Origin of the sequence: Halorientalis regularis (genome assembly GCF_023698535.1) — an archaeon.
Lineage (GTDB): Archaea > Halobacteriota > Halobacteria > Halobacteriales > Haloarculaceae > Halorientalis > Halorientalis regularis.
Genome location: NZ_JALJCL010000023.1, coordinates 24353 through 37442, shown reverse-complemented (window position 1 = coordinate 37442; position 13090 = coordinate 24353). Strand labels below are relative to the sequence as shown.

Here is a 13090-nt window from a genome sequence, read left to right as displayed (position 1 = left end):
GCTTCGCCGTGCGAGCGCGTTCGTGGTTCCGTGAGTTCCGAGAAATCGCTCTGATGTGTGTCGTCTATAACATCAAGCGGGCTGTGAAACAGTGAATTCCATCGCAGTATGGCGATTCAACACAGCCTTCCAGCTGGTCCGTATCGATAGTGCAGATTGCTGGTCCAGCTAGGTATGGGATCCGACAGAACCGAATAGATCGGCAAGCGTGAGGATCTCACTGGAGAATCTATTTTGGAGTCGCTGCCAACATCAATCAGGTGAAATGGAACTATCGGGCTAGTCTAGCTATACTGTATAGCTATACCGTCTGACTTACCTTTATAGTTAACCGCCGCCACATATCGCGTATGTTGGCGTACACGGTATACAGCGAGGCAGGCGGTGTGGGGAAAACAACACTCGCCGCAAACTTGGCGAAAGCGGAGGTGCGTGCCGGCCGTGACGTACTCGTCATCGATCTCGACACCCAGGAGGCATCTCTCTCACACCTCCTGGACGTCGCGGACGAGCGGAACGACTCGGAAGCGGATAGTCTGCTTCGACATATGATTGATCGGCCGCGCGGACCGGTCGAGGACCTGATCCGAACGAGCGAGGGGATCGATATCGTTCCGGCACACAACATCCTCGAGTACGCCTCGAAGCACCTACGTCGTCGGGAGGAGGAGGCCGCGGACTTCGGCGAGACGTTTAACCCCAACAAGCAGCTGTTGCGAGTACTCAGAGAAGCGGGCGTTCACGAGACATACGACACGCTGATCGTCGATCCGCCGGCGACGGCCGATATTAAACTGCATAACGCGATACACGCTACCAGACACGTGGTAATTCCCTTCGAGCCCTCGGGGAAGGGATACGAGTCAGTGCAGGGACTCGATCAGCTCGTCGGCGGGCTTGAAGATAATCTCGATATCAAAGTCGGCGTCTTGGCAGTCGTTCCCAACCGGTACAAGGGGATGAACGACCAGGATCGGTTCCTGGAAACACTCCAGGAGGATGGCTGGGACATCCCGGTGACGCTGCGCGAGCGCTCGTCGATGCTGGAAGGCTGCTGGGCAGAGCAATGTACAGCCTACCGCTACGTCGAGGAGCATCGTGACCGCAAGCGAGACCACGAGGTTGAAACGCTGGAGAAGATCGACGACCTCGCCGAACACATCCGACTCCAGACGGAGGTCCCAGCATGAAGCAAGGCTCAACCGACGACCCGTTCGCGGAAGACACCGTCTCGGAAACGGGCACTGACACGGACACCGAGTCAAGAGAATCTGCGACAAACGACCCGGAGACGGAATCGTCACAAGATGCCACAACCGGAGGCGCAGCGGAGGAGTCGAGTGCCCCTGGCACCGACGACGATAACGGTTCAGAGGCAAGCCGTCTCCCCTACATCTACGCCCGAGATTCGGTCAAAGACGGCAGACAACAGCGGCCGATCTTCCTCCGGGACGAAATCGAAGACGGGATTCCGGAACTGGTCGGCGAACTCGAGGATCGGTTCGGCGAGAACGTCTATCGGACGGACGTGATGGAAGCCGCCGTCGAGGTGGCTCAGGAACACCCCGATCTCCTCGAAGCAAAGCTCGAGGAGTGGGGGTATGGCTGGGACTGAGAAGGTGGTTCAAGCGGTTCGGATGTAGGGAATATTGAAACAGTCTATTGGGCTACAGACATCCATATATCCTCAAAGAAATCGGGATTTTTCTGACACACCGGTCCAAATATTAACAATACGCCAAGTCATACTTCCAGAGTAATCGGAACGGAACCACAGACAAGTTCTACCAGTCCAATGACACCGACAGAATCTGGGGATTCTGCCCCCAATCCAGTGAAATATCTGGACACGCCCGATCCAGATCTCATCCGAGCGAGAGTTTTGCTCTTGGATTCGCTCGACGAGATCGAGGCGGTCCTCGCCGCTGAGGTTAATGCTAGAGGTCGGCCCGGTGTGTTGACGATGCTTCGACGGCGTGCGGAGACAGTAACTGACGATCAAGACGCGGTCGAGGATTTGTTTGAGACATATGAGAACCACCTTGCTGAGTTACAAACAGATCCGAGGCCACCGAAAGAAGAGATGGCGCTGTATCTACTAGCTACGGCCGAAGAGATCAAAGAGGTCGATTCGGAAAACGCGACAGAAGATGCTGATATCATCTATGTTGATATTTCAGGCGGGAAAATCGAACTCGACAGTCCCTACGAGACGAAAGAGGATATCAAGGAGATGGAAACGAGTAAGCGAGAGTGGACGGGAAGCTACTGGGCAGTCAGCCAATCGTACGCACAACAATCGATTACGCATTTGACTAACGCGGGATATACGCTCGCAATCCACCGGGATGTTAGGAATGGCCTCCAGGATCCACTATCATACGACTCGTGAGAGCGAGATTTACCGGAGTATTTGATCTTCGCTGCGTAAACGCGGTCGATAGGGTCTCAAAGAAGGTGTCTCATAGATTCGATTTGGCTTCCCAAATATCGCTACGTCACAATCGTTGCGAGAGAATTAAATCGATTCCAATGGATCGGAGCCACCGAGCGACTACTTCGGCAAATTCAGAGTCAGGCACAAGATGTCCAAACGCGAGTGCAGCGATAACGCCAGCTGCGAGTGCCATGGCAATGATCGCGATTCCTTTGTCCCGCCGACTGAGCCCATCCACCGTCTCAAGCGTCCGGTCAGTGTTAATATTCCTATTTTCAGTCGTTTCACTCCCCTCAGTTTTGTCTTCCTCCGGGGGGGTGTAGCTACTCACAATATTGGTAGTTGTTCTTCCTAGTTCCAATATGTTCCGGCAGAGCACTTGTTCGGATGACAGATTCGAATTGGAAATCAAAAGCTCGCTAATTGTGCAGCGACCCAGACTAGTCAAAAATCGTCAAGTGTGGACTGATTTTGCTGGAGTGATTGGGCTCGATATGGAGTTTCCCGGGTGAGGTACGACGCGAACTCGTCGACGGCGCCGTGCTGGACGTAGACCTGTTCGGGATCGACACCGCGAACGAGGTTGAGCAGTTCTTCGTGGTCGCAGTGATCGGAGAGGACGAACGTTTCGTCGTAATCACCCCTGAATTTGAAGCTGCTATCGATCGCCCAGCCCGAGAACCCAGCCTTGATCGCGTTGCTCGATTCCCGCAACTGGTCGACAAACGAGAGGGAGTTTGTCTGCCCAGGCAAAACGAGGACATCGCCGGCCGACAGATCAGTTGCTGCGTTGTACGGCTGTGCCCCGAAATCAACGTCGAGATGAGCTTCGACGACAGAATTGATCTCCGCGATGGCATCAGTGACCAACAGTCGCGATCTTCCGGCCCGCTGTGCAAGGCGCTGTATTTCCTGGGCTCGCCCCAACGTATACCCCATACAGATCACCGGCTGGTCGGCTGTATCCTCGAACCAGTCGACGATTTCGGCTTCGAGTTCGGCCTGTGGCGGAAAGACGTACTCCGGCGTGCCGTAGGTCGCCTCGACCACGAGAATGTCAGCGTCGACCGGTTGGAAACCGTCGAGGTAAAAACGATCTCGCGTTGACACGTCACCGGTGTATAGTATGCGGACGGTCTCGTCGTGTTCGGTGTCCTTGGAAGTGATCAGCGTCGCTCGGGACCCGGGCACGTGTCCCGCATCGAGTAACTCGATATCAGGATGGGTGCTCGGAGTGGCTGCGTCGTCACGACGAACGCCCGCGAGTGCCGCCGTTAATTCCGAACAGACCATCGAATCTGGGGCTTCCGAGTAGAGGTGGTCGCCGTGGGCGTGGCTGCAGACCGCGATGTCGCCATCTGGCCGTGACGCATCGGCGTGGACGACCCGGCCGTCGGGCAGCTCAACCTCGATACCGTCTGTGTGCCGAACGGTCGTCACTGCAAGCTCTTAGGGTGGCGACAGCAAAACCATTCTGCCCTTCCTGAGAAGTTAGTGCGAAAAGAGTTACTGGTCCTCATACAGGCTCTCGACGCGCTCGATCGAGTCAACATCTGTCGGCGAAAGATCATCGCGCACGTCGAGAAATCGCGGGAATCGGAGAGCGTACCCGGAGCCGTACTCGGGGGACTGCTGTATCTCTTCGTACTCGACTTCCAGGACGACCTCGGGTCGGAGGTCGACCATCCGACCGTCTTCTGAGACGGTCAGGTCCGTCAGTTCGTCGGTGAGTGCGGCCAGTTCCTCGTCGGTGTACCCGGTCGAGAGACGACCGATTTCGATGAACTCGCCATCAGTATCCCGGCAGCCGAGGAACAGCCGACCGAGATAGTCGCTCCGACGCCCCTCGCTCCACTGGGCCCGGGTCACGACGAGATCGAGTGGCTCCATTACGGGTTTCACCTTCATCATGTAGCCCACCCGCTCGCCTGGTTGGTACGTCGCTGCGAGGTTCTTCAGCATCACTCCCTCGTGTCCGGCCGTGAGCGCCTCCTGATAGAAATCGTTCGCTGTCCCCTCCGTGTCGAATTCTCGGTGGGCAGCGCGTTCGATTACACCCTCACTGGGCTCGAACGCGCTGTCGAGTCGAGCGAGCCGATCTCGGAGCGATATCTCGAACAGCGAGTCATCCTCGTGACTGAGGATGTCGAACAGGTAGAGTGTAACCGGTATCTGTTCGACCATCTCCGCGATGTCGTATTTGCGTTTGATGCGCCGCGAGAACTCCTGGAATGGAATCGGATTACCCGTCTCCGGGTCGTACCCGACGAGTTCGCCATCGAGGAGACACCGATCCGCCGTGACGTGCTCGGCGACTGCCTCGACCACGTCCGGGAACTGCATCGTGATGTCTTCGAGTCGGCGGGTGTACACGCGAATCTCGTCGCCGTCGACGTGAATCTGGACGCGAGCCCCGTCGTACTTGTACTCCATGTGTGCGTCGTCGGCCTCCTCGGCGACATCATCGATACCGTCGGTGAGTCCCTCGGCCTTCTTCGCGAGCATCATCTGAACCGGCCTGAACAACTCGACATCGAGATCGGCGAGGCCGTCGCGACCATCGTCCCGAGCGGTCGTCGCGACGAGGCCATAATCATTCGTCACCTGATGGGCGCGTTCGACCGCATCGCTGGCTGCCTCGCTCCCGTCGAGGAATGCCGACGCGACGGCGTCGCGCATCGTGCCGTCACCGACGCCAAGTCGCATATGTCCCAGCGCCGTGCGCACCACGTATCTGGCTTCGTCCGGCTTGGCGTCGGCGATCAGCCCCGCGACTTCACTGACCCTGCGGTCCTGGCTCCCCTCGCCGGTGAAGTCGGCAAGATCTCGAAGTGTCTCGTAGACTCGTTGTAGTGTCAGCGGCTCACTGAACAACGATTGCTGTGTCTCGTGTTCGACTGCCCAGGCGGCGGCATCCCCGAGGTCACCAGTCTCGCTCCAGACCGTTTCGATTTGATCAGTCCCGACTCCCGTTGCTGTGTCGATGGCCTCCACCGTCAAGCTCGATGAGACACCGAGTTCGGCCGTCTCCCACGGTTCGAATACCTTCCCACGAACCATCCCAACGACCAGCGTTAACGTGTCCGAATCCGTTTCGGTCAGCCAGTCTGCTAGGATTTGGACCTGCTCAAGATCCGCGTCGGTGGCTGCTAACCGGTCACAGACCGTCGCGAACTCGGCGTATTCCATCAGAGCCTACTATGGATTCTAAGTGGTTAATTTCCAGTCTCGATTCACTAGCTCGCAACGTCGAAAAGGATTACACTCGAAGGAATGCATTCAGGGCGGGTTCCGAGGCTGTGGGTCTTTGAAAGTTACCCCACAGATCAGACTATATCTGAACATGTGGGGTAACGCACGAATCCGGTTGGTTTGAGGGAGTTCAGTTCGACCGCCAAACCAGACACACCTCTATCGATGTGTATTCTTTCTGCGCCTCGGCAGTGCTCGAGAGAGGTAATTGGAGAGAAACTCAAGGACTTCCTGGATTGTATCGATCGTGGATCGTCGATTAGAGAAGAAGTTGGATACACCGACACCCCTCTATCGATGTGTTCCACAAGGAATGGGCGTGGGGCTGAATGGTCGCGCGATGGATACTACGAAAGAAGAACCGACGAGAAGGCCAGGAAGAGGTAGTCAACCGAGAGATCCTACACCGACGAAAGAAGCGTGGACTCGCCATTCATAGATCTCGCTCTTACAGCTGATCATCACTATGAGTCGAACACATCGAACACTTCGATAAAGGGGTGTGTGTGTCTAGTTCCTAGCTAGCTAGAAGAAGATAGAAAGATATGGGAGAAAGCAGCAGGAATAACCGCTTCATCCGCTGGAGTACTCTATTGCGGAATTCTTGTATTGCCGAGAACCATAACTTAGCAGTCTCTAAATGACGGTTCTTTGAGTCCAATCCCGATTATCGACTGCACTCTCACCCCCCACCCTCTTGATCCCTCAAACACATCGATAGAGGGGTGTGGGAGTCCAGAGTCCTTCCCTGATCACCGTGGATCACTTCGTCGGCCCCTCAGGAGATGTTTTGCATCAAGAGAAGAGACCTGCTCAATTCGAGAGTACTAGTTCCACTATCGGGCAATCACACTTCGATAGAGGTGGGCAACACTTTTCATCATTGCCTGAATGTGTGCTGACATGGATACTGACGGCTCCGAGACCATCGATGATGATTCGGAGTCCGGAGAGCAGTCACCATCTGTTCGGTCCGATCGGTCATCGGATATTGAGGATGGGGACCACGAGGCTGATCAATCGACCCCACCGATCAATGGGGAATCGGCGAATCCAACCGAATCGGATTCGGATCAAGTCCCCAGCGACAACGAGTCGGAGTCAATCGAAGAAATGCTGTTGGAGTTCGACGAACAGGAAGGGCTGATCCGGGACCGGTCCTTGCTCGATCCGAACTACGTCGTCGAGGAGGATCGAATCGTCGGTCGGGACACCCAACTCCAGGAAGTTACGAAGATGTTGCGCGTCGCGCTCGGTGACAACCGACCGCCGAATCTCTTTCTCTACGGCCCGTCGGGGACGGGCAAATCCCTGATCACGAAGGCGGTCTGTAAGAACATCAGCAACATCTGTGAGCAACGCGATATCAGGTTCGGGACCGTCGAAGTGAACTGCCAGGACCTCGATACCCTCGGCATCGCCGTCTACGAACTGGCCGAGCGAGCCGCCGATGAAGCTGGTGTCTCCGTCGAGGTACCCAAACACGGAGTCGCGACGAAAGAGAAGTGGGACGAACTGTACCGTATCGTCAGCGAGAATTTCGACTCCGTGGTCTTCGTGCTTGACGAGCTGGACATGCTCGTGGGTCGCCGGGACAAACAGGACCCGGCGTTCTCACGGCTGCTCTATCAACTCTCACGGTCTGGAGCTATCGACGACCTCTCCGCGCACATCTCGGTCGTCGCGATTTCGAACGACACGAAGATGATGGAGGCGGTGGGGAGCCGGGCACTGAGTTCGTTCACTCCGGAAGACGTCCACTTCGACGACTACGACGCGAACCAGCTCAAGGCGATCCTCCGGCGCCGCCAAGACGCGTTCTACGACGATGTCCTCAGTGACGACGTCATCCCGCTTGCTGCGGCGTTTGCGGCACAGACCCACGGTGATGCACGGAAGGCGATCGATCTCATGCGGGTAGCTGGCGAACTCGCCGAGCGCGAAGGCGATTCCGAAGTCCGTGAGGAACACGTCCGGAACGCACAAGAAAAAGTCGAGAAAAACCGCGTCCTCGAGGTCATCCGCGGGATCAGCACACAGAAGAAGCTTTGTCTGTACGCGACCGCGACTGTCGCGAACGAGACCGAAAACGGCACCGCGCGCAGTACGACCGGCTATCAAGTCTACCAATTTCTCACAGACGCGATCGGGACTGACCAGTACCACCAGGAGACCTACGTCAACAAGATGAAAGAGTTGACGACCTACTCACTGGTTGACTTCGAGCGCCGCAGCCATGGCCCCAGTTCGGGGATGTTCCTCGAATTCCAGTTTGCCGAACGCCCTGATACCATTCTCGATACGCTTCGGGAGGACTCCCGCATCGACATGGTCTCTCCAGAAGAAGTCCAGACGGTGGTTAAAGCACAACTCCGGAACCAATCCTGAGTTCACGGTTTTCAATCCGCTACCCAGATCCAACCGCTATCTTCAGCGGCCCCGATTCCTCGAGAGACACCCCTCTATCGATGTGTCCACCGTGGGTGCTGTCATTTCCCACAATTCATTCGAATGAAACAATCCGTCGAACGACGACTCAATAGAATGACTACGGCCGACGAAGGACTTCACACCCCTCTATCGATGTGTAATATCGAGAAATAACGGCTCAAAGTCGAGTATTTTTGACTTCGACAATCAGAGCCACGCGTGACTTCTTTGTCAATAGACCTCTTTCGACGATGAACTGACCTCGCAAGTATCGACAGACGGACGGCAAAACCACGAGACGAGACACACCTCTATCGATGTGTTCGGGGGTATGGACCCACTGGGATCGACACCGCTCGATGAATTCAGAAACTCGTGGCACCGATGGTTCGAACCGTTACCCCACAAATTGAACAATCAGCGGAGTGTGGGGTAACTATAGCGGACAACCCACAGCCCAAACCGTCACCGCCGAACCTACCGAGCTATCTCTTGGACCCATTGGAGAACCAATCGCCGGACCGGCTGGAAGCGGTAGCAACGTACGCGAGCGACCTCGCGGCGTGGAAGCGTCACCAACGCCAGTCCGAGTTGGAAACACGGCGGGCGGACGACGAGATCGACGAGGAAGAGCGGGAACAGCTGGAAGAGCGCGGTCTCTCGACGGACCCGAGCGACTACGAAGACGTGCCAAGCAGCGGCGCCTACATTACGGTCAAGACGACCAAGCAAACGGCCGATACCGAGTATCGCTACTACTACTGGCAGTGGCGCGAGGGCGATTCCTGGAAAAACGAGTACATCGGGCCGGTGAACCCGAAAGAGTAGCCACACGCCGGACCATTCGTGACTCGGCGGTAGCAATGCCACGATTTTCTCAAGTGGATGGCCGAACTCGCATGACCGCAAACCGACCAGAAACTCGATCGATGAAGATCGCCCTCTACAGGCTGAGCAGGCCGATTGCCTCGGGGCTTGACCCCGAGGCGGTTCAATTTGCAACGTCGTCGAAACAGTCGTCAAGCCTGTCGACGATACCATCGTCGATCCCGCTCTGTGGCAGAGTCAGCGGTGAGATACTCACCCGCTGATCCAGCACCGCCCGTCGGTCACTACCGTCCTCGTCCGGGATGTCTCCCTGTGCCATCTCGGCCCACAGCGGGTTGTGGATGCTGAAGCGACCGTCCGCGAGGTCGGCGTGCATATCGTACTGTGCTGTCGGGTGTGTGATCGCGACCCCCTCGACAGACCGGTCCGGTCGCGGGACGTTGACATTGAAGTAGTCGACGGCGTCGAACACATCCGCACTGAGTGCCCTGTCGACGACGTTGCGTCCGATCACGGACGCTCGTTCGAAATCGGCCGGTTCGAGCGCTGACCGATCCAGTCCGAGGACGTCCATCGAGACAGCGATGCCGGGGACGCCGAGCGATGCCGCCTCGGTGGCGGCGCTGGCGGTTCCAGACCGAGGCAAGACGTGCATCCCGAGATTCGCTCCTGCATTGCATCCAGCGACGACTACGTCGGGCTCGAACGTGTCGACGCCGAGGATTACGCAGTCACAGGGTGTCCCATGGATCGCGTACCCGAGTTCGTGTGATTCGTGGGGAATCGTCACGGTGAATGGATCGTCCGAACCGTCACCGAGGCCGACTGCACCGCCGTTGGATCCGTCCGGCCCCATCCGGCCATAGGAGAGCCCCCGACCGACGGCGCTCTGGTTCTGGGCGGGGGCCACGACGGTCACATCGCCGATCGCTTCGAGGGCCGCCGCCAGCGCTCGCAGGCCCGGCGCGTCGATCCCGTCGTCGTTCGTGAGGAGGATGTTCATCACTTTTACTGTGGTTTGCGCGGCTTTTTACTCGTCGAAGCGAACTTGTGATCTGGGGTCAGGAGTCAAGTGTCACACGCTCCACCGTCACGGATCGGTTGCCGAAGACGGACCTGGCGAGCCCCGCACACAGACTCGAAAAACGACTCCGTGGACTCAAAGCCAATCTCGGGGCCCTCATCACAATCACCCTTCCCGGTCGTCTGACAGTGTTACTCAGTCGAATAATGTTCTGAGAGCGACGCCTGACGTTCCTCAACCTCCCTTGAACCAATCGAATTTTGGGAGATATCCCGTAGCAGTCTGGAACCGCCTCGTTCAGACTTGATCACTCGAACATAGGGTTCGAATTCCAGTAGTAGCTCATACTGCGGATGATGTGAATACTATAGCTATACTTTATAGCTATACAATAGAGTTAACCACTTCTCAGTAACAGAACACCGACATCGTCGTGTACGACTGTTGATTGCGTACACCGAGCTGTGGGGTCCCATGGGTCCCCAGGCGAATTCGGGGGGCTGGAAAGTTAGAGAACAAAGATAGCGGTGTATATCAATGGTCAGGTCTCAGTCAGATGTGATCAAGGAAAATTCCTGCAAAATCCAGTCTACGCATCGGTCAAATTCGTCCTGCACCGAAGTCTTATCCGCGTGACGGGCCTCTGCATAGTGATGAGACAGAATCCGGACGACGACGATGATCCGTTCGGCGATCTCTTTGGCGAGATCAACGACATGATGTCCGGGATGGCTGACGAAGAGACGGAGCCGGTCGATGTTCACAAGTACGACGATGAACTCCGTGTCGTCGCAGATATCCCCGATGCGAGCCAGGAAGAGATTGATATCAAATGCGACGGGCGGAACCTAGTGATCCGTGTCGCACGCGACCCGCACCCGGTCGTCAAGCGCGTCGACTTGCCAGCGTATGTCGACGATCAGTCCGCAGAGATGAGCTTCATTGACCTCCTCCCCCGCGTGAACGCGGGGGAACCCCGAGCGTTGGGGTATTAGGGTTTGCGCGTCACTCGGCGGGTGCACGCGGTTGGAATCCGCGAGTCCGGCTGAAGTGGATGACGCGTGGCTGGGCCAAACAGCCGTTATCGCTATCCCCGAGTGGGGGAGTCACGCTTAGGGTTTTTTGCCTGATGTTGTCGGCTCCGTTCACGTCGCCATGCCCGACCACGCCGCACCGGTCACACTTCCACAATCCACGCTCAACACGATTGTCGTTATCCTCGTGCCCGCATACACTACACGCGGATGATGTCCCGCGTTCATCCGGCATCTCTACCTTGATACCGCGCTCACGAGCTTTGTGGTCGATGAGGTTCATCAACCGCTTGTACGCCCAATTATCCAGGCGTTTGTTGCCGTGCCTCCCCCAGTCGTCTTCATCAACACCACTCGGGTCGCCTATGACAAGCGTACCTACATCGTGATCGACACACCGTTCAACGATGTCTTTCGACAGGGCGTGGAGGAAGTGGTCTTTCCGCCGGGCAAGCTTTTCACGCGCCCACTGTGCCGTCTGACTGGGGCCGTGGTCGCCTTCCGTCTGGTATTCTTCCTGCTGGAAGTAGTGCTTGTCTTCACGCAACGTGTTCCCCGGATACAGCAGAGCGTCGTCAGGGAACGCGACGGCGGCAGGGTTACAGATGCCCAGATCGACGCCAGCTGTGTTTTCGCCGGGTGACTCTGCGGCGATTTCTTCCTCGCAGACAACGTGCAACACCCACCGCGCTTTCCCAGTATTGTAGACAGCCCGAACCTGTTGAATTTTCTCTAATTCGATCTCTGGTGGGGCCTGGTATTCGCAGAGGATGAAATCGTGTCCGTCTTTGTGGTTCTTGCCTTTGCTCAGACGGAGTTTGTCGTGTTTCGTGTCGTGGCGGATGCCTTTCTGTTTCCACGTCACGGTCGAGCGCGGATGTTCTTCGTGGACTCTGTTGCCATCGCTGTCGTAGTAATTGCGTTTGCGGTAGCCCGGTGGATTGTCCCGGTCGTCGTCGGAGACGAACCACGAACTGAACGCTTCAGAAAGCTCTTCGAGAACTTTCTGACTGGACTGCGAATGCAGTCCCTTGGGCCTTGTTTAGACGCCAGCGTTCAGCGGTCTACCCCCTCGATGACGCGTTCGATGTTTCGCACCGCTGATTTCATGACAAGTTCACGGAATTGACCGAACCACGTTCTCGCCCATAGCGTCTCACCGTATCGCTGTCGTAAGCCGAAAAACACTGATTCAGCGTTCGAGCGCTGGTTATACGCCCGATCATGGATAAGTAGGTTTCTCGCCCATCCTCGGAAACCAGGGCCGCGTTGCGGAATCAGCGGTGTGATACTTTCAGCACGTAACCTCGTGCGAAGTGCTTCCCAGTCGTATCCTTTATCGACCGCCACAGCCGTCAACTCGTCGAGATTCCGCACCAATACCTGCCAGCCGACTTGGGTATCGTGCGGTTGTTTCATCGAGGAGTATATATATAGAATCGCACTTGTTTCACGATCGATGAGCAGCGTGGTCTTCACCGCCTCGAACGTGTAATCCGTCCGTTTCGCGTAGTGCTGGCTCGCTTGGACGCGATCCACGCCGGTTGGTCGAGCGCCTGGACATCTCCGAGTTCGTACAGTTCGACCGAAGCGTCGAGGACCGTCCGCCATCGCTTCATCGGAATCGCTTGCTTGCGCGCACACACAATCAGGTAACGGGGTAACGTTTCAACCGTCAGGCTGAGTGATTCCGCAACTCTCGGCATTTCTCGCAGCACGTCCATCAACTTCCGGTAGTCGTGCCCGGGATGCTCTTTGAACGCCTGTACCGCGGGAATTACCCAGTCGGCATACCCCTCTTTCCCCGGTCGGTATGCCGGAGCTGGCGCGCCAGCGGCGGCTTTTCTTGAGAGCGATGCGACCGTCTCAGCGAAGCGGGAGGTCCTGGTTTGCACACCCAATCCGTCCCGCTTCACTTCCTGGTAGATTTGGTACTTCGTTGGAAATACTAGCAAGGCAACACTAGGTGCACGGCTTTCTGACTGATCGAGTCGCCCGTCTAAACAAGGCCCAGAGCGTGTATTCACCGGTGCCGCCCCGTCGTGATGCACCTGAGCGCTTGTTTGAGTCGCACCACCCGTTATA

Annotated in this window: 10 protein-coding genes and 2 pseudogenes; 7 read left to right on the top strand and 5 right to left on the bottom strand. The window is 56.7% G+C overall.

The window, feature by feature from the left end; translation table 11 throughout:
* The 4 genes and pseudogenes from MU521_RS20270 to MU521_RS20255 form a co-directional block, all read left to right on the top strand.
* A pseudogene (locus MU521_RS20270) lies at positions 1-95 on the top strand (IS5/IS1182 family transposase); the annotation flags it as partial.
* Between the two features lie 255 nt (positions 96-350).
* Positions 351-1190, top strand: coding sequence for a ParA family protein (locus MU521_RS20265; RefSeq protein WP_092695371.1), 840 nt, complete (start codon positions 351-353; stop codon positions 1188-1190).
* Positions 1187-1615 carry a DUF7970 domain-containing protein gene (locus tag MU521_RS20260; RefSeq protein ID WP_092695369.1) on the top strand — a complete coding sequence of 143 codons (429 nt, stop codon included), beginning with the start codon at positions 1187-1189 and terminating at the stop codon, positions 1613-1615. The genes MU521_RS20265 and MU521_RS20260 overlap by 4 nt, the downstream gene beginning before the upstream one ends.
* A 180-nt stretch (positions 1616-1795) precedes the next feature.
* Complete coding sequence (locus MU521_RS20255) at positions 1796-2392, top strand: DUF8129 domain-containing protein (protein WP_139171197.1); 597 nt, start codon at positions 1796-1798, stop codon at positions 2390-2392.
* A 489-nt stretch (positions 2393-2881) separates the two neighbouring features.
* Here MU521_RS20255 and MU521_RS20250 read toward each other — a convergent pair whose 3' ends face one another.
* Positions 2882-3877 carry an MBL fold metallo-hydrolase RNA specificity domain-containing protein gene (locus MU521_RS20250; RefSeq protein ID WP_092695365.1) on the bottom strand — a complete coding sequence of 332 codons (996 nt, stop codon included), beginning with the start codon at positions 3875-3877 and terminating at the stop codon, positions 2882-2884.
* A 66-nt stretch (positions 3878-3943) separates the two neighbouring features.
* Positions 3944-5626: an ATP-dependent DNA ligase gene (locus tag MU521_RS20245; RefSeq protein ID WP_092695363.1), complete on the bottom strand. Its 1683-nt coding sequence runs from the start codon at positions 5624-5626 to the stop codon at positions 3944-3946.
* Positions 5627-6802: 1176 nt separating this feature from the next.
* Here MU521_RS20245 and MU521_RS20240 point away from each other — a divergent pair.
* On the top strand, positions 6803-8077 hold the full coding sequence (locus tag MU521_RS20240; RefSeq protein ID WP_092695379.1) for an orc1/cdc6 family replication initiation protein: 1275 nt from the start codon (positions 6803-6805) through the stop codon (positions 8075-8077).
* 543 nt (positions 8078-8620) lie between these two features.
* Positions 8621-8947 carry a hypothetical protein gene (locus MU521_RS20235; RefSeq protein WP_245681238.1) on the top strand — a complete coding sequence of 109 codons (327 nt, stop codon included), beginning with the start codon at positions 8621-8623 and terminating at the stop codon, positions 8945-8947.
* A gap of 163 nt (positions 8948-9110) precedes the next feature.
* Here the strand turns inward: MU521_RS20235 and surE are convergent, their stop codons facing one another.
* Positions 9111-9950, bottom strand: coding sequence for a 5'/3'-nucleotidase SurE (gene surE, locus MU521_RS20230; RefSeq protein ID WP_092695361.1), 840 nt, complete (start codon positions 9948-9950; stop codon positions 9111-9113).
* Positions 9951-10624: 674 nt separating this feature from the next.
* Here surE and MU521_RS20225 point away from each other — a divergent pair.
* Complete coding sequence (locus MU521_RS20225) at positions 10625-10966, top strand: Hsp20/alpha crystallin family protein (protein ID WP_092695359.1); 342 nt, start codon at positions 10625-10627, stop codon at positions 10964-10966.
* 10 nt (positions 10967-10976) lie between these two features.
* Here the strand turns inward: MU521_RS20225 and MU521_RS20220 are convergent, their stop codons facing one another.
* Positions 10977-12032 (bottom strand): RNA-guided endonuclease InsQ/TnpB family protein, encoded by a 1056-nt coding sequence (locus tag MU521_RS20220; RefSeq protein WP_092695357.1) that lies wholly within the window; start codon positions 12030-12032, stop codon positions 10977-10979.
* Positions 12033-12061: 29 nt separating this feature from the next.
* Positions 12062-12921, bottom strand: a pseudogene (locus MU521_RS20215) (IS5 family transposase).
* Positions 12922-13090: the final 169 nt, after the last annotated feature.